This window comes from Exiguobacterium aestuarii (assembly GCF_020171655.1).
GTDB classification, from domain to species: domain Bacteria; phylum Bacillota; class Bacilli; order Exiguobacteriales; family Exiguobacteriaceae; genus Exiguobacterium; species Exiguobacterium aestuarii_A.
This window is the reverse complement of the sequence record NZ_JAIVAC010000002.1, coordinates 252,816-276,696: the sequence shown is the minus strand read 5'-3', so window position 1 is coordinate 276,696 and position 23,881 is coordinate 252,816. Positions and strand designations below refer to the sequence as shown.

22 protein-coding genes are annotated in these 23,881 nt (G+C 47.8%); 15 read left to right on the top strand and 7 right to left on the bottom strand.

The features are described 5' to 3' along the window. The first annotated feature begins 146 nt into the window (after nt 1-146). From LCM29_RS12380 to LCM29_RS12360, 5 genes are all read left to right on the top strand, one after another. The gene (locus LCM29_RS12380) at nt 147-392 is read left to right on the top strand and encodes an acyl carrier protein (protein ID WP_224863169.1); all 246 of its coding nucleotides are present in this window, start codon (nt 147-149) and stop codon (nt 390-392) included. After that, complete coding sequence (locus LCM29_RS12375; protein ID WP_224863167.1) at nt 389-1,795, top strand: AMP-binding protein; 1,407 nt, start codon at nt 389-391, stop codon at nt 1,793-1,795. The genes LCM29_RS12380 and LCM29_RS12375 overlap by 4 nt, the downstream gene beginning before the upstream one ends. A gap of 49 nt (nt 1,796-1,844) precedes the next feature. Next, the gene (locus LCM29_RS12370) at nt 1,845-3,296 is read left to right on the top strand and encodes an MBOAT family O-acyltransferase (RefSeq protein ID WP_224863165.1); all 1,452 of its coding nucleotides are present in this window, start codon (nt 1,845-1,847) and stop codon (nt 3,294-3,296) included. Between the two features lie 21 nt (nt 3,297-3,317). Next, the gene (locus LCM29_RS12365) at nt 3,318-4,223 is read left to right on the top strand and encodes a hypothetical protein (protein ID WP_224863164.1); all 906 of its coding nucleotides are present in this window, start codon (nt 3,318-3,320) and stop codon (nt 4,221-4,223) included. Between the two features lie 72 nt (nt 4,224-4,295). Next, nucleotides 4,296-5,012, top strand: a complete 717-nt coding sequence (locus LCM29_RS12360) for an alpha/beta fold hydrolase (protein ID WP_224863162.1) — start codon at nt 4,296-4,298, stop codon at nt 5,010-5,012. 56 nt (nt 5,013-5,068) lie between these two features. Here the strand turns inward: LCM29_RS12360 and LCM29_RS12355 are convergent, their stop codons facing one another. Beyond that, the gene (locus tag LCM29_RS12355; RefSeq protein ID WP_224863160.1) at nt 5,069-5,326 is read right to left on the bottom strand and encodes a hypothetical protein; all 258 of its coding nucleotides are present in this window, start codon (nt 5,324-5,326) and stop codon (nt 5,069-5,071) included. A 72-nt stretch (nt 5,327-5,398) separates the two neighbouring features. Here LCM29_RS12355 and LCM29_RS12350 point away from each other — a divergent pair, with 72 nt between their 5' ends. Next, nucleotides 5,399-5,893: a peptide-methionine (S)-S-oxide reductase gene (locus tag LCM29_RS12350; protein ID WP_224863204.1), complete on the top strand. Its 495-nt coding sequence runs from the start codon at nt 5,399-5,401 to the stop codon at nt 5,891-5,893. A gap of 19 nt (nt 5,894-5,912) precedes the next feature. On the opposite strand, the gene LCM29_RS12345 is transcribed toward LCM29_RS12350, so the two are convergent. Together LCM29_RS12345 and LCM29_RS12340 are read right to left on the bottom strand one after the other, a co-directional pair. Further along, on the bottom strand, nt 5,913-6,155 hold the full coding sequence (locus LCM29_RS12345; RefSeq protein ID WP_224863158.1) for a hypothetical protein: 243 nt from the start codon (nt 6,153-6,155) through the stop codon (nt 5,913-5,915). A gap of 19 nt (nt 6,156-6,174) precedes the next feature. Continuing rightward, nucleotides 6,175-6,807, bottom strand: coding sequence for an HNH endonuclease family protein (locus LCM29_RS12340; RefSeq protein WP_224863156.1), 633 nt, complete (start codon nt 6,805-6,807; stop codon nt 6,175-6,177). Between the two features lie 281 nt (nt 6,808-7,088). Between LCM29_RS12340 and LCM29_RS12335 the strand changes: the two genes are divergently transcribed. Together LCM29_RS12335 and LCM29_RS12330 are read left to right on the top strand one after the other, a co-directional pair. Next, entirely contained in the window at nt 7,089-8,282 is a 1,194-nt protein-coding gene (locus tag LCM29_RS12335; RefSeq protein WP_224863153.1) for a DUF4317 domain-containing protein, read from the top strand. Between the two features lie 14 nt (nt 8,283-8,296). Next, nucleotides 8,297-8,725 (top strand): hypothetical protein, encoded by a 429-nt coding sequence (locus LCM29_RS12330; protein WP_224863151.1) that lies wholly within the window; start codon nt 8,297-8,299, stop codon nt 8,723-8,725. A gap of 195 nt (nt 8,726-8,920) precedes the next feature. Here the strand turns inward: LCM29_RS12330 and LCM29_RS12325 are convergent, their stop codons facing one another. Continuing rightward, the gene (locus tag LCM29_RS12325) at nt 8,921-10,366 is read right to left on the bottom strand and encodes a DEAD/DEAH box helicase (protein WP_224863149.1); all 1,446 of its coding nucleotides are present in this window, start codon (nt 10,364-10,366) and stop codon (nt 8,921-8,923) included. A 109-nt stretch (nt 10,367-10,475) separates the two neighbouring features. Next, on the bottom strand, nt 10,476-10,847 hold the full coding sequence (locus tag LCM29_RS12320) for a hypothetical protein (RefSeq protein ID WP_214696593.1): 372 nt from the start codon (nt 10,845-10,847) through the stop codon (nt 10,476-10,478). 120 nt (nt 10,848-10,967) lie between these two features. Between LCM29_RS12320 and LCM29_RS12315 the strand changes: the two genes are divergently transcribed. The 3 genes from LCM29_RS12315 (at nt 10,968) to LCM29_RS12305 (ending at nt 16,322) form a co-directional block, all read left to right on the top strand. Continuing rightward, a complete protein-coding gene (locus LCM29_RS12315) occupies nt 10,968-12,044 on the top strand; it encodes an alpha/beta hydrolase (RefSeq protein ID WP_224863147.1) in 1,077 nt (358 codons plus the stop codon). After that, entirely contained in the window at nt 12,041-14,815 is a 2,775-nt protein-coding gene (locus LCM29_RS12310; RefSeq protein WP_224863145.1) for a glycoside hydrolase family 3 protein, read from the top strand. Before LCM29_RS12315 ends, LCM29_RS12310 begins: the two co-directional genes overlap by 4 nt. A gap of 136 nt (nt 14,816-14,951) precedes the next feature. Then, nucleotides 14,952-16,322: an alkaline phosphatase gene (locus LCM29_RS12305; RefSeq protein ID WP_214875924.1), complete on the top strand. Its 1,371-nt coding sequence runs from the start codon at nt 14,952-14,954 to the stop codon at nt 16,320-16,322. A 56-nt stretch (nt 16,323-16,378) separates the two neighbouring features. Here LCM29_RS12305 and LCM29_RS12300 read toward each other — a convergent pair whose 3' ends face one another. Further along, nucleotides 16,379-16,831, bottom strand: coding sequence for a hypothetical protein (locus tag LCM29_RS12300; protein ID WP_214875927.1), 453 nt, complete (start codon nt 16,829-16,831; stop codon nt 16,379-16,381). A gap of 142 nt (nt 16,832-16,973) precedes the next feature. On the opposite strand from LCM29_RS12300, the gene LCM29_RS12295 reads away from it, so the two are divergent. From LCM29_RS12295 to LCM29_RS12280, 4 genes are all read left to right on the top strand, one after another. Continuing rightward, nucleotides 16,974-17,639 (top strand): HAD hydrolase-like protein, encoded by a 666-nt coding sequence (locus tag LCM29_RS12295; protein WP_214875931.1) that lies wholly within the window; start codon nt 16,974-16,976, stop codon nt 17,637-17,639. 61 nt (nt 17,640-17,700) lie between these two features. After that, nucleotides 17,701-18,195, top strand: coding sequence for an LURP-one-related/scramblase family protein (locus LCM29_RS12290; RefSeq protein WP_214875934.1), 495 nt, complete (start codon nt 17,701-17,703; stop codon nt 18,193-18,195). Nucleotides 18,196-18,208: 13 nt separating this feature from the next. Beyond that, complete coding sequence (locus tag LCM29_RS12285) at nt 18,209-18,751, top strand: NUDIX hydrolase (RefSeq protein WP_224863144.1); 543 nt, start codon at nt 18,209-18,211, stop codon at nt 18,749-18,751. 181 nt (nt 18,752-18,932) lie between these two features. After that, entirely contained in the window at nt 18,933-21,323 is a 2,391-nt protein-coding gene (locus tag LCM29_RS12280) for a carbohydrate binding domain-containing protein (RefSeq protein ID WP_224863143.1), read from the top strand. A 47-nt stretch (nt 21,324-21,370) separates the two neighbouring features. Here LCM29_RS12280 and mprF read toward each other — a convergent pair whose 3' ends face one another. Next, nucleotides 21,371-23,863 (bottom strand): bifunctional lysylphosphatidylglycerol flippase/synthetase MprF, encoded by a 2,493-nt coding sequence (gene mprF, locus LCM29_RS12275; protein ID WP_224863142.1) that lies wholly within the window; start codon nt 23,861-23,863, stop codon nt 21,371-21,373. Nucleotides 23,864-23,881: the final 18 nt, after the last annotated feature.

The window sequence follows — 23,881 nt, the reverse complement described above, 5'->3', positions numbered from 1 at the left end:
TCGCTCAACTCCAAGCTTTTTCTCCTGTGAAGAATTGACCGATTTGAAAAAATTGTGATAGAATCACAAGGCAAATGATTATCATTATCAGTCAATAAGAATAGATGAAATCGAACCGTTGGAGTGAACGTGAAAGGATGAATACAATGAGCACGCTTGAAGCATATAACATGGCATTTAAAAACGGATTGGAATTAGAGGACGATGTGGTTCTTGAAGAGATGAAGCTTGGAGAATCGACGGAATGGGATTCGATTGGACACATGACCCTCATCGCAGAAATCGAGGATGCGTTTGACGTCTATATCGACTCGGATGAAATGACGGAATTCCATTCGTATCAGTCTGGCATCGCGTTGCTGCAGCGCCTCGGTGTGGACATCCGGTCATGACGCTTTTTCAAACACTCGAGCAATACACGGATCGTGAGGCGGTCTATGCGGACCGTTCTTACACATACGGCGAGATGTTGGAGGTTGGCGACTCGATTTGTCAGGAAGTCGGCGAACGAGCACTCGTCTTCTGTCTATGTGCCAACCGGGTCGAGTCGCTCTTCGGCTATGTCGGTTTTATTCGGGGACGCGTCGTACCCGTCTTGTTAGACGCGGATATCCCAGCCGAGCAATTACAGAAGTTGATGGAACGGTATGAACCGACGCACGTATGGGCACCGGAATCAAGAGACGATTTGGCGAACGCGTTGGATGCTTACTATGGTTACGGTGGTTACGCCTTGTTTGAAACAGGAGCAACAGTTCACCATGAACTTCATGAAGAGTTGGCCCTTCTGTTGACGACTTCAGGGAGTACCGGAAGTCCGAAATTGGTCCGTCTCACGTATAACAACCTATCAGCGAACGCCACGTCAATCATCAATTATCTCGACATCGATCAAACGGATAAACCGATCACGACCCTTCCGATGAACTATTCGTATGGGCTCTCGATTATCAACAGTCATCTGTTGAAAGGGGCAACGATTATCCTGACAGACCGCTCGATCGTTCAAAAAGAGTTTTGGGAGTTGTGTCGTGCTGAGCAGGCGACGACGTTTGGTGGTGTACCATTTCATTACGAGATGTTAAAACGTTTGAAATTTGAGGCGTATGATTTGCCAAGTTTGAAGAAGTTGACGCAAGCGGGTGGAAAGTTGGACCCAACGCTCGCCAATCACTTTGCAACGATATGTGAGAAAAAAGGGATACAGTTTTTCATCATGTACGGCCAAACGGAGGCGACGGCCCGGATGTCGTATTTACCCGATCGGATGCATGCGGAAAAAGCAGGGAGTATCGGTATCGCCATCCCAGGTGGAACACTCTCACTACGAGACGAAGCCGGAAACGACATCAAAGATGCGAACGTGACGGGCGAACTAGTGTATCAAGGTGACAACGTGTCGTTCGGGTATGCGACTTCATTAGCTGACCTTGCGAAGAGTGACGACAATCACGGTGTCTTACGTACAGGTGACATGGCGTATCGTGACGAGGATGGGTATTTCTTCATCGTCGGCCGCATGAAGCGCATGATTAAACTATATGGAAGTCGGATCAGCTTAGACGAAGTCGAGGCCCTCCTTCGAGAGCACGGACATGACTGTGTCTGTGCCGGGGAAGACGACCAACTATATGTGTATACGTTGCAAGATGACGTCGCACGCATTCAAAAAATCATCAAAGAACAAATCAAGGTGAAAGGTGTTCGGGTGATGCAGATTGACGAGATTCCACGTAATTCGTTCGGAAAGATTCGTTATGCCGCATTGCCGAAGCGAGAACTTGTGACCACCTGATTGTCAGGAATCGGTACATCGTCAAGTTTCATAACATCAGGTGGTAAATATGACTTTTATTTCGATTGAATTTCTCTTATTTTTAACAATCATCGTTGGAACCTATTACGTGGTCCCGCATCGATTTCGATGGGTGCTCCTCCTCTTAGCGAGCTATGTCTTTTACGCTACGTTGAGCATTCAATTCATCCCGCTCCTGTTGATCAGTACCGCCTTCACCCATGTGATTGGGATTCTGATTGAGAAGCAGGAAAAGAAAGAACAGAAGAAACGGCTCATGTGGGTCGGTGTCTCCGTTCTCGTCTTCTTCCTCGGATGGTTCAAATATTTTAATTTCGTCAATGATTCGCTCCGTTCGTTCGCCGCATGGAGCGGATTTGATTATGACGTCCCGTATAAAGAAATCGTGTTGCCGTTGGCCATCTCGTTTTATACGTTCCAAGCCATCAGTTATGTCGTGGACGTCTCGCGAGGGAAGCAAAAAGCAGAGCGACATTACGGCTATTTCTCGGTCTATTTCGCCTTCTTCCCGCAACTCGTGGCGGGACCGATTGAGCGAGCGAAAAAGTTGCTTCCCCAGCTGAAGACGGAGCAGCATCTCGACTACGACAATATCAGTTATGGGATACAGCGCATCATTTGGGGATTCTTCAAGAAGACGTTGATCGCTGACCGATTGGCTCCGATTGTCGCAAGTGTATTCAACAGTCCAGATCCGACTGGTTCAGAGATTGTGCTCGCGACGATGTTGTTCTCGATTCAACTGTTCGCCGATTTCTCGGCGTGTAGTGATATCGCCATCGGTTGTGCACGATTGCTCGGAATTCGATTATCGGAGAACTTCAAACAGCCACACTTTGCCGTATCGATTGCCGACTTCTGGAACCGCTGGCACATCACACTTTCGATGTGGTTGCGAGATTATATCTTCATGCCGCTCGCCAAAGGGAAGAAGAAGCGCGAACAGATTTATGGTGCCATCCTTGCGACATTCTTAGTAAGTGGAATCTGGCACGGTGCCGCGTGGAATTTCGTCTTATGGGGACTCATTCATGGAATCTATCGTGTGTTCGGAGACCATACGAAACAGCAACGCGAAAAAATGGCGTCATGGGTTGGGTTTGACCGCGTGCCGACACTGCATCGGTGGTGGAAAATCGCCATCACGTTCCAGCTCGTCTGTTTCTCGCGCGTCTTCTTTCAATCGCATTCGATGGCAGAGGCGTTCTCGCATGCCAAACTGTACGTGACACCCTCTTCATGGGCACCGTCAGGCATGATACAGGCAATTCAAATGTTCTCGTTGCTCGATTTAATCATCTTCCTCGTCGTCTTTGTCGTGGTTCACCTGTTCCAACATATTGAACGGACGAAAGGTTCGGCTTGGGACTGGATGGCACGTCAGTCTGCCGTGACGAGTGTGGCGATCAACTTGTTCTTGATTGTCTCGGCCTTCTTGTTTGGCGTGTCGGGCCAAGGATTTGTGTACGGTGGGTTTTAAGATGCAAGGAAAGGAATTAGCATGAAGCGTTTAGGAATTAAAATCGTCGTTGTGTTACTCGTCATGATCGCCATCTTTATTCCCGTCAACGAGTTCGTGAAAGACTCGTGGGAGTACAATAACAACCGGGCCGTCCTAGCGTTTAAAGAAGATCCTCATCCTGTCGATATCATCAATTTGGGCACGTCTCATGCGATGTATGGGTATTATTTTAAACCGACCGGATTGTCGCATCTCGACTTGGCGTTACCAAGTCAACCGATTGAATATGACTTGAAGATGCTAAAAGAATACGATGAGCATTTGAAGCCAGGCGGGGTCGTGATCGTGTCCTTATCTCAAATCACATTCAGCAACTCGGACGTCGGTCGGAAGGCGAATTACTATCGCGTCTTGGACCGTAAAGACATCGAGCCGGTCAGCCTGTTTCAATATTATACGCATGAACAGTTCCCAGCATTGAACAGCGGAAGTGCCTATGCCGCCATTTCCCGGGAAATCCGAGATTTTCGCTTTGATGCGCATAAGCCATGGGAGAATGGTGGGCTGAACTACTCAGAGCGTAAGTATGAGGAAGTGGCGGCTCAATATGAGAACGCTGTGAACAATCATGAGATTGAAAAAAACATGGCGCATTTACAAGACATTATCGACTACTGTAAACAACAAGGGTATCGTGTCGTCTTAGCGATGGAGCCGGTCCACGCGTCATACCATACGTATTTTGATGAAGACGTCATGGAACGCCTCGTGTTTCAGCATTTAGAGAACTTGGATTTAGATGTCCCGTTCCTCAATTATATGGGGGATGAACGATTCATTCATGAGCAGTCATTCTTCCATAACCCGGACCATTTGAACGGTGATGGGCGAACGCTGTTGTCTTCACTCGTTTATGAAGATTTGAAGCGGTTGGGATATTTATAAATTGATGGGCGGCTGTCCATCAATTTTTTTATGCTTTATGATAGCGAAAGGGACGAAGTGAAGGGGGAAACCATGAACAATCAGCAAATGGTAAAAATCCATGACTGTGAGTTATATGTTGAGTATATTCAACAACATTCAAAGTCAGTGACAATTATCATGGATGCAGGATATGGCGATGATTCTACGACTTGGAGACAGGTGGCGGATGAAGTGTCGAAATATGCCAATGTCCTTCTTTATGATCGGGCGGGTCTAGGCAAAAGCGGGACCAGTACGAATCGAAGAACAAGTAAGGAGATGGTTCGAGAATTGCACCAACTGATCAAACAGTTGGATATAGCATCTCCGTTCATTTTGGTCGGTCATTCGTTTGGAGGCGTCAATATGCAATTGTTCGCGTCTGAATATCGAGATGAGGTAATGGGTCTCGTATTAGTAGACACGACACCGAGTGACTATCGAGAACGATTTCTTCCGACCATGTCACGAGAGTTTCAAAACGCATACTCCAAGCAATTTGTGCGGGAAGGGAACTATGATGAATTTATGGAAAGTTTGCACCAAGTGAAACAAGCAAATCTTGATCTTTCAATCCCAACAACAATCATATCAGCAGGAAAGAAAGACTTTTATTCCGCAGAAAATCAGAGGCTGTGGAATGTCTTACAAAAAGAAATGACGGGAATATCTTCAAATGCCACGTTTGTAATTGCAGAGCAGAGCGCACATTATATCCAAAGAGATGAGCCACACTTGATTGTAGAAGCAATTCGAAAGTTAATTTAAACACTTTTAAGTCACGCATAAACGATGGGGATTTATCGCGAGACGAAGCTATATATTCAATCAAAAAGAATGCCTGCGAATGTCCATAATATCACCAGCATCGACAGGAACGAGACGAATACTGTCTGACTCGATACCCGTTGCTCCGCAAAGCGTCGAAATAGTCGCTCGAGGATTGTTTGGCCGATGACGACCGCTAGAAAGATGATTGCCATTTCAGCGAATAGAGAAAAGTCGTTACGAAAAATAAAAGTCATGGCAACAAAGAGGATGATGGAACTGGTCAATGTGGTGAGAAAACGTTGTTTATTCAATCAAATCTCTCCCTTCTCTTATCATTACGTGTATGCTTTAGAAAAGATTCAAATAGACGGGGAGTGATTCACATCGAAACAATCTATTTAGCGGGCGGATGCCTATGGGGCGTTCAAGAATTTGTGAGGACATTACCTGGCGTCCTTTCAACTGAAGCAGGACGCGCGAACGGGACGACCGATACGTTAGACGGAGAGTATGACGGTTACGCGGAGTGTGTCAAAACAACGTTCAATCCGGACGTAGTGATGGTCGAGGATTTGATGCATTACTTGTTCGAAATCATTGATCCATACAGTGTCAACCAACAAGGGATCGATGTCGGGGAGAAGTATCGAACGGGCGTATACAGTGAAGAATCACGACATTTGATGGAGGCACAAGAATTCATTGAGCGACGCCCTGATGCAGAACGAATCGCTGTTGAAGTCAAACCGCTCACGAACTATGTGCGAAGTGCGGACGAACACCAGGATCGCCTGACGCGTTGCCCGGACGATTATTGTCATATACCGAAAGACTTGTTAACGAAATATCGGAAAGACGAAACATCGCCAACCCCTTAATTCGGAGTTGGCGATGTTTTTACGTCCGCTCGAGAATATTCACGAGCATCTGATGGATGACGTCATGGTCGTTCGGGTCATGCAGCTGATATGGACTCCCGGGGAGCGTGTACACATCTTTCGCTCCGACGTACGTGATGTGGAGTGTCAAGGAACCATCTTCCTGACACGCCGTCGTCAATTCCAAGTCACCACTGATGACACCGACTTCTTCCGTCATGACACCGTGGGTTGCCTTGAATGTAGAAGTAAGTTTGTTCATGAATGACTCCTTCTCTGTCTTAATAAATACAAGCGTTGATGGCTGTCGTGAGTGCTGACTTCTCTGACGATTGAAGGCTCAAGCCCCAACGGCTTTTCGTCTCGACCCACATCTTCGCATATGCACAACGCGCGCCGGTGCGAGGGGGTTGCCATGTCGATGGATCTTGGTCTCCTTTTGAGCGGTTCGATGAAGCGGACACCGCGATCAACTGAGGACCGTTCAAGTCGTTCGCAAAGCTCTGACGTTTGGTTGTCGTCCAGCTGCTTGCGCCAGAGCGCCATGCTTCAGCGAGCGGAACGACGTGGTCGATATCGATGTCAGATGCTGATGTGAACGTCAAACCGTCATAGTAACTGTACCATGAGCCCGTCGTTACCGGACATTGGTCGACGACCGAGTCAGCGTCCCGTTTCAAGACGATATGACGCGTGTTACAACCACTTCCTTGACTCGACCAGTGCGGGAAGAGGTCCCGACTGTACCCCGTCATCGACCCTTCATTTTTGACCGTGAGCGCATTCAGTTTTGTGAGCGCATCCGCTTTCGAAGGAATATTCGGTGGGAATGCAGAGACCGGTGTCGCGTCAAATGACGCGGCCACCCAAACAAGCAATGTGACGAGTGCGACAGACATGAGTTTCTTCAACATAATAAGCCTCCTACTATGTATTTGGAATGAACACTTGTCGAAGCAAGTGGGCAACCTTTCATCAACCAAAAAGTGAGACAAACATCACGCAATAAATTCAACTTGATCATACACAGGACGATTTTGAAAAAGTGTGAAAATCTGCAAAATGATTAGAAAGACTATCGCAAATCCTTCTCTAGCATTAGCGAGCGATCTCGTGTTATTTCTTTGGAACTAGTGAGCGATCAGGACTGGTATAATGAATGACATGGATTGAGAGAAAAGAAGAGGTGGATGGAATGAACAAGAAAGAGATTGCGGCGATTCGCCGACAGTTTAAAGTGAATGCGACGAAGCTGAAGATTGCTGACTTATATACGATTTACATCCGGCAGGAAACGAATGAGATTTACTACGAAGAGTTGCGCCCGTTCCCGTTCCTTGAAGAAGAACAGCAGGAACTGTTTTTGACAAACTTCAAAAAAGTGCTCGGTGGGAAACTTGATGAAAAGTTATTCGAAGTGAAGTTCCAATATCCTGAAGAAGGTCAAGTCGACCATACGCAAGGATTGCTGTATGAAGGACTTCGTACGGAAGAGACAGACGTATGGACGGACTATATGCAACGCATCGCCTTGAAGATGGTGAAAGACACGCCGTTTGAAAAAGACATGGTCGTGACGTTCATCCGGGGTAATTATAATAAACCGACGAACCGATACTCGGAAGAGTCTGAGATTCACGCGAACGATGAAGTGTATACGACGAAGTTCATCCTCGGCAGTATCAGCCCGACAGAACTTCCGAAAAAGTCACTCGTCTTTGACTTCGTCGAGCGTGAATTCAAAGCCAGCTTGATTGTAAATCCAATCATCAAACTCGAGGCGCCAATTGGTGGATTTTTATTCCCGTGTTTCACGGATAATGCGGCCGATGTGAACCATGTCCTCTATTCGGCACATAAAGCGCACCAACCGGATATGACGTTCATTGAGAACGTGCTGAACGGTTCGGAAATCGTTACAGCAGTGGAAGAGAAGGCGGTCTTCGAAGAAGTGGTCAAAGCTGTCATCGGGGAAGAAGTCAATTCACGGACGCTCGCGACCGTTTACGATGAGATCAATCAAATCATTGTCGCCGAAGAAGAGAACGAACAGGAAGAAGAGCGGGTAGCGATGCTCGACTCTCGTGCGGTCGAGGTCGTCCTTCGGGCGAGCGGTGTGGAAGATGTGACGACAGAAAAAGTCGAGCAGGCGTTCAAACAAGTCGTGGATGACACGAAATATGAGATGAAAGCGACGAGTGTCGTTCCGAAATATACGTCGAAATCGATTAAAATCAATACAAAAGTCGCCAATATTTCTGTCAGTCCACAAGATTTGAAATACGTGAAGCAAGTGAACTATAAAGGAAAACTATGTCTGTTGATTGAAGTGGAAGAAGAGACGGAGATTGAAGGCTTCAAACTCATCTCTGAAGAGTCGCTAGACTGACTGGAGGAAAATTGATGCATCCGCTTGAGTTGATTGATCTGTTGATTGTGTTCGCCATCGTGGTTGTATTGGTTTTGCTGTCGTTTCAATTTCATGGGAAATGGCGCAGGCGTATACGGGTCGCGACGGTGTGTTGTATATTAGCGTACGGAATATTCTATGCAGTTCGTCCCTATTGGGTGAATCAACAGGTGCAGGAAGAAAAAATAGTGCTCGAAGCGTATCTCAAGGACCGATATCCGACTGAAATCATCACCGTCCGCTCTATTCCTTATGGGGAGAACGGATTTGAGAGTATGAATCCTCATACATTGTTCGTGAAATTTTCGACAGAACCGGATGCTGAGTACACATATCTCGTGAGTCGTGACGAATCGATTCATCAAACGAGCCACAGTTCAACCATCGACTCAAAATTTGATTTTCTTCACTTGGAAGACTGAGCCCAAACGACAGATTGGGCTCTTTTTTGACAATCGAGTGAGGAAGGTTGAATTTGAGATTTGATACAGGTATGATGCAGGTGAAAACGTTTTCCGAAATCCATATTTTTTTAATGTTTTTCGAAAGCGCTTTCGATTGTTGTGAGGTAATAAAAAACCTCAAAGACGAATATCATCTTTGAGGCTGAATCTGCATTATTTACGTGCTTTGCTCACTTTAAGTTTCTTCCCTTTGACAGGAGTCGTTTCCATCGCTTGAAGGACAATCGAGCCTTTTCCGTTAAGGATATCGACGTATGTCATTTGGTCATTGATTGTGATGATGCCGATGTCGTCAGCGGATACGCCAGGAATTTTGGCAATTGTTCCAACGAAGTCGACAGCACGAAGTTTTTTCTTCTTCCCGCCACTGAAGTGGAGCTTCATGATGTCCTGGTTAATGCGAGCTGTCTTGTTGTTTCGAACGACGCGTCGTCCGCTCAACTTTTGCTCAAAGGCATCTTGGTTAGCCGCTACTTCCGCTTCTGTCGGAGCATCGATCATCGGAATTTCGAATTGAACGTATGATTCGATAGCTCCGATGAGACGTTCTTCCTGACGGGTCATGAGCGTGATAGCTATTCCTTGTTTGCCGGCACGTCCGGTACGACCCGTCCGGTGCACGTAACTTTCTTTTTCGACAGGAACGTCATAGTTGATGACGAGTTCGACGTTGTCGACATCGATTCCACGTGCTGCGACGTCTGTCGCCACGAGGTAGCGGAAGTTACCCATCTTGAAGCCGTTCATGACGGCGAAACGGTCCTCTTGCTCAAGTCCGCCGTGAAGACGTTCAGCCGAGTAACCGGCTTTGTCGAGCTCAGCGTACACCGTATCGACGTTCTCTTTCGTACGGCAGAAAATCATACAGCTATCCGGGTTTTCGACGACCGTGATGTCTTGAAGGACAGCAAGTTTCTCGTTCCGATGAACGGGAAGTAAACGGTGTTCGATTGTCGAAGCCGTCATACCTGTCGATTCGATGGCGACACGTGCCGGAGCATTCATATGCTTCTGACAGAGACGTTCGATATCTTGTGGGAATGTTGCTGAGAAGACCATTGTGACGCGATTTTTCGGCAACTGTTGAAGGATTTTCTCTACGTCGGCGAGGAAGCCGCGGTTGAGCATCTCGTCCGCTTCATCGATGATCAAGTATTCGATGCGGTCGAGTGAGAGCGTCTCGCGCTCGATGTGGTCCATGACGCGTCCAGGTGTACCGACGACGATATGCGTCTTTTGTTTCAATTCTTCACGCTGTTTCGAGAACGGTTCTTTCCCGTAGACGGCAGTCGCTTTGATTCGTTTGAAACGTCCGATGTTCGTCATGTCTTCCCGTACTTGAACGGCGAGTTCGCGTGTCGGTGTCAAGACGAGGACTTGGGGTTTGTTTTCGGCCCAATCGATGAGCTCGATGACCGGAATCCCGAAAGCAGCTGTCTTTCCGCTTCCCGTCTGTGCTTTGACGATCAAGTCTTCGCGCTCGAGCGCACGGGGGATGACCTGTTGTTGTACTTCGGTCGGTGATTCGTATTTCATAATGCCTAACGCACGAGTAATCTCGTCGCTCAGGCGATAATCCGTAAATTGCTGTTTGTTCATGGGTAACCTCATTCTTTCGTGAAAACTTCTGCTTCAGAAAATTTCAATGTCTATTTGCAATACAGTCCATTATAGACCGAAAGACGGTAGGAAAGCGAATGAGAATCCATTATCCGAAGTCAGGCAACGTCGGGTCGGGTTGAATCACATAAAAAATAAACTGGTCATGAACATCTTCTAACTGTTCGATCAGCTCTTCATTTTGTTGTTGATATGCTTCTAGCATTTGAGGGCATATGTAATGAACTGTTCCATCTTCACGAGCCAGGCTAGCGGTTTCTTCCTGATCAAATTGTAAAACTAACGGTTGTTGGCATGCTGTGCAGCAACCAATCTCCATCTTGTGAAAACCGATTTTTGCTCCCTCAATGAAGCAAGCATCGCAATAATGCTTGATTGGATCACCGAAATGACCGAGTTCATCTGTATGGATGACTTCATGTTCGTTCAATGATTTATTGCAGCTGACGCAGTTATACATCAATAACACTCCTTTAGTAATCTGTTCCAACAACGTATCATGCGATGAGCCGATGTACAACTTTATCCAATAACAATATTTTATCAGGTTCAGAAATGTTGAAAGAAAGGGGCTTACATAATGGAATCCGATTATAAATATCTCGTCCAACACCTTCAACAAAGCCAATATCGAACGCACGCGAACCATCTCGAAACTATCATCAAACCAATTCCAGATTTAGATCGTACCGGTGACCTCGATCCACGCGTCTTTGCGACGCTGCCTTCGAATCATCCTTCAGATGATGAACCGGATGGCGAATTCAATCTCGAAGCGGCACGTGCCGGCATGGGGTGGCCGAATCAGGATCAGACGACAATCGACATCAAAACCGAATATGTAAAGATTCCAAGTGAGGACGGTGACATTCCGGTTCGCCTGTATCGTCCGCATCACACTGAAGCCATCCCAGCGATTCTCTTTTTCCACGGGGGCGGCTTCTTCGGAGGGACGCTCGAGACGGTCGAGAATCCATGTAAGTTTCTGGCGGAACGGGCGAACGCAGTCGTCATCTCCGTCGATTATCGTCTCGCCCCGGAGCATCCGTTCCCGGCCGGATTGAACGATTGTTACCGAGCCTTTGAATGGGTGTATGACCATGCGAGTGAGTTGAACATTCTCCAAGACCGAATCGCGGTCGCCGGTGACAGTGCCGGAGGGAATTTGGCGACCGCTTGTTGTCTGATGGAGAAAGAACGAGGGGAGGGGCGCATTTGTTATCAAGCACTCGTCTATCCCGTCGTCAATCTGGGATCGATTCCGACAGATGATTTTGAATGGACACTCGATGCGTACGATATCTCACACCATCACGACCTGATTCGAGGTGTCGTACTCGCTCTTGCAGATCCAGATTCGCTACTAAATGACCTCTACCTTCAAGGGAAGACGGATGTCACGCATCCACTCGTCTCACCACTTTTGGCAGAGGACGTCACGACTTTACCGCCAGCCTTGATTGTGACAGCCGAGTACGATTACTTACGACTTGAAGGGGAGGCATATGCCCGAAAACTTTCAGAAGCTGGTATTCCGACTCGACTGATTCAATATCGGGGTATGGATCATGCCTTTATGGACAAATTAGGAGACTACCCACAGGCAGAAGATTGTATGAATGAAATCGCAAAAGGACTTAAGGAGCTGACGAAATGAAACAGTATACATTGGATTGGAAACGTTATGAAGAATTGGCACGTCAAGCGGTCGCGGAAGGGGTCGTGTTAGTCAAAAACGAACAGAAAACCCTCCCGTTGCAGTCTGAAACGAAGCTTGCCGTATTTGGGCGTAGTCAATTCCATTACTATAAGAGCGGTACCGGTTCAGGTGGGATGGTGAACGTCGGACATGTCACGACACCGCTCGAGGCACTACGTGAACGTACAGACATTCACATCAATGAATCGCTTTATGCGACGTATGAGGAGTGGGTGAAAGAGAACCCGTTCGACCAAGGTGTCGGCTGGGCCGGAGAACCGTGGTCACAACAGGAGATGGACGTATCGGATGAACTCGTCGATCAAGCCGCGCAGGAGTCGGATGTCGCGCTCATCATGATCGGACGTACGGCTGGGGAAGACCGTGACAACACGGCCGACCCGGGCAGTTACTTATTGACGGATATCGAACACGCGATGATCGAGCGCGTGACGAAGCGCTTCAACAAGACGGTCGTCGTGTTGAACGTCGGAAACATCATCGACATGAAGTGGGCGAATGAGCCGAGTGCAATCCTCTATGCATGGCAAGGTGGGATGGAAGGCGGAAAAGGACTCGTCGACGTGCTTGTCGGAGACGTAAGTCCTTCCGGGAAACTGACAGATACGATTGCCCGATCCATCGAGGATTATCCGTCGACAAAGAACTTTGGTCATGCGGATAAAGGGATTTATCAGGAAGACATCTATGTCGGTTACCGCTACTTTGAAACGTTCGCGAAAGACGACGTCTTGTACCCGTTCGGATTCGGACTGTCTTATACGACATTCCATACTGAAGTGAAGCGTACGACAGAAGTCGATGGCGTTTTAACGGTTGAGGTGGAAGTGACGAACACGGGTGAGTGTGACGGGAAAGAAGTCGTCCAACTCTACGTCGAGAAACCGCAAGGAAAACTCGGAAATCCGCTCCGGTCTTTAGTAGCGTTTGAGAAAACATTGCTTCTTGAACCGGGTGAGCGACAAACCCTTTCGTTTAACGTCCGCATGACTGATTTTGCGAGCTACGACGACTCTGGCGTGACGGGTCATGAATCGAGCTTCGTTCTCGAATCAGGAACATATCGCTTATATGTTGGAACGGATGTGCGTTCGGCTTCACTTGCTTTCGAAGTCGAGCAACAGGAGCAACGCGTCCTCGAGACGTTAAGTGAAAACATGGCGCCTGTCCTCCCGTTCGAGCGGATGAAACCGATTCAAGGCGAACGAGGATTGGAAGTGGGTTACGAGTCGACACCGCTTCGCGCTGTTGACGTCGAGACACGTTATTTAGAAGAACGTCCGGAGACGAGAGTGTTCACGGGTGACCAAGGTATCAAATTGAGCGATGTATATCACGAGAAGGCGTCACTCGACACATTCTTAGATCAATTGACGGATGAGGATTTGGCGACAATCGTTCGCGGACAAGGGATGAACTCGCCGCGTGTCACGCCGGGGACGGCAGCGGCGTTCGGTGGTGTGTCCGATCGATTGAACGAGCTTGAGATTCCAGCGGCGTGTTGTGCCGATGGTCCATCAGGCATTCGTATGGATATCGGGACGAAGGCGTTCGCGCTTCCGAACGGGACACTCTTGGCTTCTACGTTCAACGTCGACCTCGTCGAAGACTTGTTTGAGATGACAGGGCTCGAGATGCGGAAAAACCGCGTCGACACGTTGCTCGGACCAGGGATGAACATTCATCGCAACCCGTTGAACGGTCGGAACTTTGAGTACTTCTCGGAAGACCCGCATTTGACAGGGAGGATGGCAGTTGCTCAATTAAATGGGATGCATCGTGTCGGTGTGACAGGAACGCTCAAGCACTTCAGCGCCAACAACCAGGAGGCGCATCGTCACGATATCGATTCGGTCGTCTCGGAGCGGGCGTTACGCGAGATTTATTTGAAAGGGTTCGAGATGGCCGTGAAAGAAGGTCGGGCTTCATCCATTATGACAACATATGGTGCGGTCAACGGGATTTGGACGGCCGGATTATACGATCAAAACACGCGCATCTTACGTGACGAGTGGGGTTTTGAAGGGATTGTCATGACGGACTGGTGGGCAAAAGTGAACTTCCGTGAGGATGAGTCGGCCAACCGTCAAAATACGGCAGCGATGGTCCGCTCGCAAAACGATTTGTATATGGTCGTCGACCGTCCGGACCTCAACTCATTCGAGGATAATACGATGGCATCGCTCGAAGAAGGGGTGGTCACACGGGGTGAGTTGTTGCGGAGCGCGCGCAACATTTGTTCATTTATCTTGAAATCACCGGCGATGGAGCGTCTTCTCGGAATTCATGATGGTTCGGTCGAGGTGCTCGGCTTTGAAGATGAGACGAATCAACAGGACGCATTCGAGTTGGACTATCAACATCTCGAAAACGGGGAGCATGTCGATTTGTCAGGAATCGACACCTCGACAGGGAACACGCACGTCTTCGCCATCTCGGTCGACCAGACCGGGACGTATGACATCACGTTGACGGCCCGTTCGAACGCTGGGGAGTTGGCGCAGATGCCGGTGACGTTGTTTGCAAACAATATCCCGGGTGCGACGTTCACGTTTAACGGGACGGACGGGGAATGGGTGACACAGACGAAGCAGGTCTTCTTCCTGAACCAGCATAACTATCTCCAACTCTATTTCGCATTGAGCGGTCTAGAAGTGAAGGACGTGTCTTTCACACTTGCGGATGAATTCAGTATGAAGAACGGATAATGGATGCAAGGACGTCTCAATGAGGCGTCCTTTTTCTATTTACAAAAAGCATACACATCTGTATTCATTCTGAAAATGTATCTTTACAAAAGTCCGTTAGGCTACAGAAGTAGCAAACATTCGGGAGGGTTTACAGATGAAAAAGACAATGAAAAAGTTCGTTCCACTCGCAGTCGTTTCGACGCTTGCACTCGGGGGCATCGTTGGCGTTCAGCAACAAAACGAAGCAGAAGCAGCAAAGGATTCAAAGAATCATAAAGCGAAAAACGTCATCTTTATGATCGGGGACGGGATGGGCGTGCCTTATACGACAGCACTTCGTTACATGAACGATAATGAAGAGACGGTAGAAATGGAACCGACTGCGTTCGATTCACATTTGGTGGGCATGCAATCGACATACCCTGAGGACGAAGAAGAAAACGTAACAGACTCGGCCGCAGCGGCGACAGCGATGAGTTCTGGCGTAAAGACATACAACAATGCGATCGCTGTGGATAACGACAAAACAGACGTGAAAACGGTACTTGAACAAGCAAAAGAGAACGGCATGTCGACAGGACTTGTCGCGACGTCAGAGATCACGCATGCGACACCGGCTTCTTACGGCGCGCACGAGGAGCAACGTAAGAGTGAGAATGCCATCGCCAACGATTACTACGATGATTTGATTAATGGTGAACATAAAGTCGACGTCATGCTCGGGGGCGGAACGAAATTCTTCGAACGCTCGGATCGAAATATTGCGAAGCAGTTCCAAGAAGACGGCTACAGCTATGTCACGTCTGCTGAGGAAATGAAGCAAGACAACAACGAGCAAGTGCTTGGTCTCTTCGCGGAAGTGGGCATGGATAAGATGATTGACCGTGACGAGGAGCAACCGAGTCTTGCGGACATGACGACCTCGGCGCTTGATCGCCTAAAAGGGAACGATGATGGATTCTTCCTCATGGTAGAAGGAAGTCAAATCGACTGGGCCGGACATGATAATGATGTCGTCGGTGCGATGAGTGAGATGAAAGACTTTGAGCAAGCGTTCGAGGTCGTTCGTGATTTCGCCAAAGAGAATGGGGAGACGTTGGTCGTCGTGACAGCGGATCACTCGACAGGCGGTATTTCAATCGGAGCGGACGGAAATTACAACTGGGATCCGACACCGATTCAAGCAGCGAAACGCACACCGGACTTCATGGCGAAAGAAATCGAAGGTGGAGCGGACGTGGAAGCCGTCTTACGTGAGAACATCGATTTGGAATTGACGTCTGAAGAGATTGCTTCTGTGAAGAAAGCGGCTGAAACGAATGACGTGACAGAAATCGATAACGCCATCGAAAAAATCTTTGATCAACGTTCGGGAACAGGCTGGACGACGGACGGTCACACAGGTGACGACGTACCAGTATATGCGTTCGGACCACAACAAGAGAAATTCGTTGGCATGAGCGACAACACGGATCAGGCGAAACGGATCTTCAACTTGTTGAAGAATAAAGGGAAAATCAAATAAGTAAGGATATACCTTAAGACTACGTGGGAATTCCCGCGTAGTTTTTTTTGAAGGTATCATCTTTCATATACTTCTAGTGATTTGATTGCATGTCGCAATACATCGACCTCTTCGTTTTCCCACCCTAATCGGTCTACTGCATTGATGAACTGTCGTGTTGCTTTAATAAGAGCAACTTTCAATTCTTCAATTGAAACGATACCGATTTCTGTATCCATTTGACCATCTTTCATAAATGATAATTCGAGTTCAGACAAAGATATTTTTTTGGCTGATATCGAAAGGGGACCATCCATAAATGGAAACGTATGAACAGATTTAAGTGGAGCGTGTAAAATTGCGCGACAGCTATCAATCCACCATTTTAATAGGACAGCAACGAAATCAGACCAACCGACTCCCGGGAAATAATCATATGTATCAATGACAAAGTTGATTTCACCAATAATTTGATTAGAGTATGTTAATGAATCAAAATCAATCTCAATGTAAATTTGATGACACATCATTGCTCACCTCATCAATTTTGAAAGATTACTACTAAGAACATCTTACTCGAGCGATAAGAAGTATGAAAGAATGAGCTGAGCTTACAGAAAGAATCGTATGATAGACAGACAAGTAATGATTCAACCAACGAGGGGGAAACGAATGAAACACGCAGTCATTTTTGATATGGACGGAACATTATTTCGAACAGATTTGATTTTAGAGTTGGCACTCAATGAAACGTTTGATTACTTACGACAAAATGGAGAATGGACAGGATCGACACCGATTGACGAATACCGGAACATCATGGGAGTACCATTACCTGTCGTATGGGAGACGTTGCTGTCGAAACAAACGGTAGAGATTCGGGAAGCGGCAGATGCCTATTTCTTAAGACGACTCATCAAAAACATTCAAAACGGGAATGGTGCATTATATACCGGGGTACTCGAGTTGTTTGAACAATTGAATCATAGGGGTTATCCAGTCTTCATTGCGAGCAATGGCTTGGTTGCCTATTTACAAGCGATTGTAACGCACTATGAATTGGACCATTGGATTACCGAAACATACAGTATTCAGCAAATCGATACGTTGGATAAAGGGGATTTAGTGGCTGAAATCGTGAATAAGTATGAACTACAGGATGGCTTCGTAGTCGGAGACAGATTATCGGATATCATGGCTGCACGAGCGAACGGACTTACTTCAATCGGCTGTCGTTTTGACTTTGCGCAAGAAGCAGAATTGAAAGAAGCGGATTACGTCGTGAATCACTTGTCGGAAGTGCTAGACATCGTTCTACAGGAGACGGTTTCGCTATAAGTGAATCGATTTCGAGTTTGGGTTCGTACGTAAAGTACTACAACAAATCGGAGGGATCATTATGCACACGCTCTACATGAAACAAAAAGTGTTCAGTCTACGCGGCCGCTTCACCATTAAAGATGCGGGCGGACATGATCAATATTTCATCGAAGGTAGCTTTATGAAGTTTCCGAAGTCGTTTGAAATTAAAGACGTGAATGGTCAAACGGTCACAACCATAACGAAAAAGACATTCAGTTTTTTACCGAAGTTTTGTGTAGAAGTGGATGGTACGGATATGATGACCATTTCAAAAGAGTTTTCATTCTTTAAACCGAAGTATTCGATCGATGCGGCCGGAATCGATGTCCAAGGGGACTGGTGGGACATGGATTTTGACGTGACGAAAAATGGACAATCGATTGGAAGTGTTCAAAAGAAGTGGTTCTCATGGGGCGACAGTTATGAGATTCGTGTCGAAGAACCAGAGATGGAGCACCTTCTCATCTCAATCGTCGTAGCCATCGATTGTGCGAAAGCAGATCAAGCAGCGGCATCAAGTGCAGCAACATAAAGGGGAGTATCTAATGGAATTTTGGGACGTCTATAACGTGGACCGAGAAAAGACCGGTCGCACGTGGCAACGGGGAAGTCGATTGCCAGAAGGGGGATATCATCTCGTCATCCACGTATGTATCTTTAACGAGAAGGGTGAGATGTTGATTCAACAGCGCCAACCGTTCAAGGATGGATGGGCCAATATGTGGGATATCACAGTCGGTGGAAGTGCCACGGTAGGAGATACGAGCCAACAAGCCGCGATGCGGGAGCTCGAAGAAGAGATTGGGCTCAAGCTTGATCTATCTCAGACACGACCGCATCTGACAGTCAATTTTGACGAAGGATTTGACGATATCTATTTGGTCGAAATGGAAGTGGATTTGAATGAGCTGACGCTTCAAGAATCTGAAGTGCAAGCCGTGAAGTGGGCGGATGAGGCGACGATTCTTCAAATGATTCGACAGCACGAGTTCATTCCATACCATGAACCGATGATTCCGCTGCTGTTTGCGATGCGAGGACAATGGGGAGGAATCAATCACAAGGCCGCAGTGAAAGTGGATTCTTAAATGTGGGAAGCATCGACATGAGTCGGTGCTTTTTTATGTCATTTTGATTTCACTTCCGAAAAGTGGTTGAAGTTGGGATGGATAAAATTTTATAATAGCATTAACGAAAGCGCTTTCGGAAATCGCTTTCAAAAGAACGGACTGATATATTGCCATCACTTATCCTGAAGGAGGACACATGATGAAGAAATGGGTTGCACTCGCACTTGGAACAGGTCTCGTCTTGTCATTGCCACAAGAAGTACCTGCTGAAAAGAGCTCAAAAGCAGACGACGCCAAGTGGAAACTTGTCTGGTCAGATGAGTTTAGTAAGGCGGAAATCGATCATTCGAAATGGAACTTTGAAACGGGGAACTGGATTGTCGACAAAGACGGAAATCCGGTCGCTGCCGGTTGGGGGAACAACGAGAAGCAATTTTATACGGACAAAAACGAAAACGCTTTCGTAAAAGATGGGAAGCTCGTCATCCGTGCAAAAAAAGAGCAAGCATCCGATCAATTCGGCACATATGATTACACGTCGGCGAAGTTGACGACGAAGGGCACGTTCAGTAAGACATACGGTCGTTACGAGATGCGAGCGAAACTTCCGACAGGAAAAGGGCTCTGGCCAGCATTTTGGATGCTACCGGAAGAGGACCGTTACGGTGGTTGGGCCGCATCTGGTGAGATCGACATCATGGAGTCATGGGGCAGTCAGCCGGACAAAGTCGCTGGCACGATTCACTACGGGGAAACATGGCCGAACAACAAGTACACGGGGAAAGACTATCACTTCGCAGAAGGTGACGGCATCGACAAATGGCATACATATGCGGTCGAGTGGGAGCCGGGTGAGATTCGTTGGTATGTAGATGGTCAACTCTACCAGACTCAAAATGACTGGTATGCGAAAGAAGCGAACAAAGCATCGAAATATAGCTATCCTGCGCCATTCGACCAAGATTTCTATTTGATCATGAACTTGGCGGTCGGTGGATGGTTTGATGGGGACGTCGATGAGACGACACCATTCCCGGCAGAGATGGAAGTCGATTACGTCCGCGTCTTTGACTTGAAGAATGGGAAGTATCGCGATGCTGTCGAGCCGACATACTCGGATGAAGAAGTCGTATTGCCAGAAGGAGCGAAGCAACCTTTAGAAGACGGGAACCTCGTCTATGATGAAGACTATGTAGAACCAATCACAACGGTGACGAACGGTGCACAGGCGCTCAACCCGACGTATTGGAACTATGTGGCGCTTCCTGACTTTGGTGGTGTCGGTTCAGTCGATGTAATCGATTTGGCAGGATCACGTTTTGCCGACATTTCGATTGATCAGGCAGGAAGTCAGCCGTACTCGCATCAATTGATTCAAAACGTATCGCTCGGACAAGGCGGACATTATAAAGTGACGTTTGACGCCAAAGCGGACGCGGCGCGTTCGATCGCCGTTAAAGTCGGTGGTGGTCCAGACCGAGGCTATGCGAAATATTCAGATGAAGGGTCATTTGATTTGACGACAGACGTCCAAACGTACTCGATGACATTCGATATGACAGAAGAGACTGACCTTGCGGCACGTCTTGAGTTCAACGTTGGACTCAGTACGTCTGGTGTCCAAGTCGGGAACGTCCGTGTCGAGCAGACACCTCGTGAGGCGTTCGATCCGAATGCGACAAAACCGAAGCTTGGAGACGGGAACCATGTGTATAACGGGACGTTCGACCAAGGTGCGATGGATCGCATGACGTATTGGACGTTCGACCCAGGCATCACGAAAGGGACAGGAACGGTCGATCCGGTAGAGCGTCTCTTCCGTTTTGAAACGAACAAGAAAAAAGGAGCACCGGCTACATTGGTGCAGCAAGGCATTCAATTGCAAGAAGGACATGAATACGTTCTCCGCTTCAAAGCACGGGCAGAACGTGTAGATAGTCTTCAAGTAGGATTGAACGGAGCGAATGGTGACGCCTATCTCCCGCTCCAGCGTGTCGCTCTATCTGAAGCATTCGATACGTATGAAATTCCGTTCACCATGGAAGCCGGAACGGACCTCATGAGTCAGCTTCAGTTCAATCTCGGTTCTGAAAAAGGTGTGATTGAAATCGATGACGTTGAATTGCGCGATGTCACACCGGTTTATATCGATCCGTCTCCACTTAAAAACGGAGCATTCACAGAAGGTCTCACACACTGGGGCTCTTATGTACACTTTGACGCACAGGCTGCTGTCGAAGCGGTGAATGAGGCAGCTCGTATCTCCATTACGCAAGAAGGGAACGAAGCGTGGAGTGTCCTCATGGAACAAGGCGGTCTTGAGTTACAGCAAGACCAAACGTACGTCGTTCAATTCGATGCATCTTCTACAGTCGCTCGTTCATTCGAAGTGACGTTAGAGAATGCCGGGTACTATCGCTATTTGAGCGAAGTCGTTTCAGTCACACCGGAAACGAACACGTACACGTTTGAAGTGACGATGCCAGTAACGGATATGACAGGATTGAAGTTCTTGATGGGACGCACAGAAGAATCACCACTCGGTGCCCATGACATCACGATTGATAACGTAAGTGTGACGTTGAAATAAGATTATACGTAAAACAGGAATTTCTCCTCGTGAGAAATTCCTGTTTTTTAACGTTTTCGACTAATCAACCGTGCCGTCCGTAAGATTGACGGCAAGAGTTTCCGACGTTGACGGAACGCAAGATAACGCCCTTCCCACGACGGTTTGAACTTTTGCTTAAACTGTCGTAATCCGCTGAACGGATAGATGTAGCTGATGTTTTCAAAAATATCGGCGGCAACGCGCTCTGGCCAATGGGAGAACGTCTGCTCACCAACGGCGGCAAGTGGTGCCACGCCGAGTCCGACATGTTCATAACCTTGCGCACGCGCCCATTCGATGATGTGAAGAATCAACACCTCGATTGCTCCAGATGGTGCTTCATTTTTCGAACGCATCAAATCGATTGAAAGGATCCCATTCCCTCGGAGTAACGAAATGAAGGCGACGACGACACCGTCCGCGTCCCGTAACAGAGCAATCGGATAACGTCTTAATGTTTCGTAGTCAAAGAAACCGAGAGAGAATCCTTTCTCATTTCGATTTCCAATCCATTCATCTGAGATATCTTTTAACTCCTCTAATAACAGGAGGCTCGGTTCACAGACGATCTCGAATGTGATTCCTTTCTTCTCAAATTGATTGTAGAGGGAGCGCATATTTGCACGCTTCTTGCCGGACAATGAGAAGGTCGAAACGTCAATCGTCGCCTCTTCCCCAAGTTTGAAGAACGTGAAGCCGGCATCATGAAGGCGCGGCATCCAATTCGGTGTGATTTGATAAAATAAAGGAATATACCCAATCCGGTCCGCATCTTCAATGAAACGCGTTAACAGTTCAGTTGCGGCCTGTCGTTCACCTTGGATGTCTCCAAGAACAATCGCATGGTTCCGCGCTGTCGCAAATAAGAGACACGCGTTTCCAGTCTCGTTCATATAGAAACGCTTATCTGCCATATGGGCCAAGTCAAAGCTACTCGATGTGTGCTGTGTTGATTGAAACTGTCTGATTCGATCTTCATCGTATGCTTCGCCAAGCGCCGGACGCTTCCAGCGGTCGAACAAGAGCAGGAGTGCACTTGCCACGAGCGACGTGAAGAGGAGAAGGAACACCGTCAACCAACCGGCCTGATGTGATGTGAAGAACAAGTCGTCGGTACGTGCGAACGACTGCAGCAAGAGGGCGTGAGAACCCACATACAGCAAAACGTAGAACAGGTTTCGAATGAGACGACCGGTCGTTAAAATCGAGCGGTATCGGACGTGGCGTTTTCGTGTCAACCAGACGAAAGCAGCGAAACCGATGACGACGAATGTCTCAAATAAGTTCAAGCCTCGAGCGATGACCCCGATGGTCGCCCAGATGAACGCCGTATTGAGCAACCAGAGCGTTCGCTTTGTCCGCACATACATGCCATATACGGACAGGAACATGAGAAGTCCGGCACTCAATAAGAAGAGCGTTCCAATCCACTCGAACCAGCGATTCACTTCATAGAGTGGTGTCACACTCGGGAGAAGTGTCTGGAACCAAATCAATAGACTGCTCATCAAGGCGATAAGACTCCCGGTCAAGCGCCCAATCTTCGCGAGTGTCCGGGAAACGATGCGCCATACGACGGTCCCGATCTCATAAGAAGATCCGATGATTGGTCGATATTCGATTTGTTTGACGACCTGGTCCCCGAACGCGATGGCCGCGAGAAAGAGTCCAATCAAAAAAGGAACGACGAAATAGACGAATCGGTAGATGATCAAAGAGGAGAGGACAATGTCTTGATGAATCCCCAATTGTGTCATTCCGACAAGATATAGTAAATCGAACGTTCCGGCACCCCCTGGAACGAGGGAGACGACACCGACGACCGTCGCGACGACGAATACACCAAAGAGTTGCACGAACGAGGTCGACCCGTCGAGTAACGATAACGCGTAGATGGCGACAAGTCCTGCGGTGACCCATTCCGCAAGTGAAGTCAGCGTGTATCCGATCAACGTGGACCAACCGACGTTTGAGCGGCGTGAGGTGACGAACAAGTAAAACGGGAGCATTGCACTCACCGCAAGCAACACCGGCCAAATCCAAGGTTTCGTCCCGACGAGTGCACCTGCTGGAAAAATCCCGAGAAGCACACCGATGGAGAGGATCGAAAGACCGCTGATGAGTGTCGGTGTCATCCAGCCGATTGCACGGAGCAAACGTTTTGTGTCTGTATAAGGACGGTACAGGGAAGTACGAAGGGCGATCCCGATCACCCCACCGAATCCGAGCATCCCGTTCATCGAGTTCGTGATCCATGCCGTTTGCACGACTTTTCGCTTCGGTAATTGAATGTGTAACGAGCGTAGTAAAAAGTAATCGTAGCCGGTCATCGTCAAGACGGCGAATCCACCGAGTAGAATAAGTGTGAACTGTTCCCACCCGGTCAGTTGTTTCAATGTCGTGAAGGCGGTCGCAAGCGAGAGATCTTTCAACTCTTGTCCGCTCTGGATTAAAATCAATCCGATTAACGCTATAGGGATGAGCCATTTTAATTGTTTCCATGAAAACCGAGTGCGCATGAGATTTTCTCCTTATCT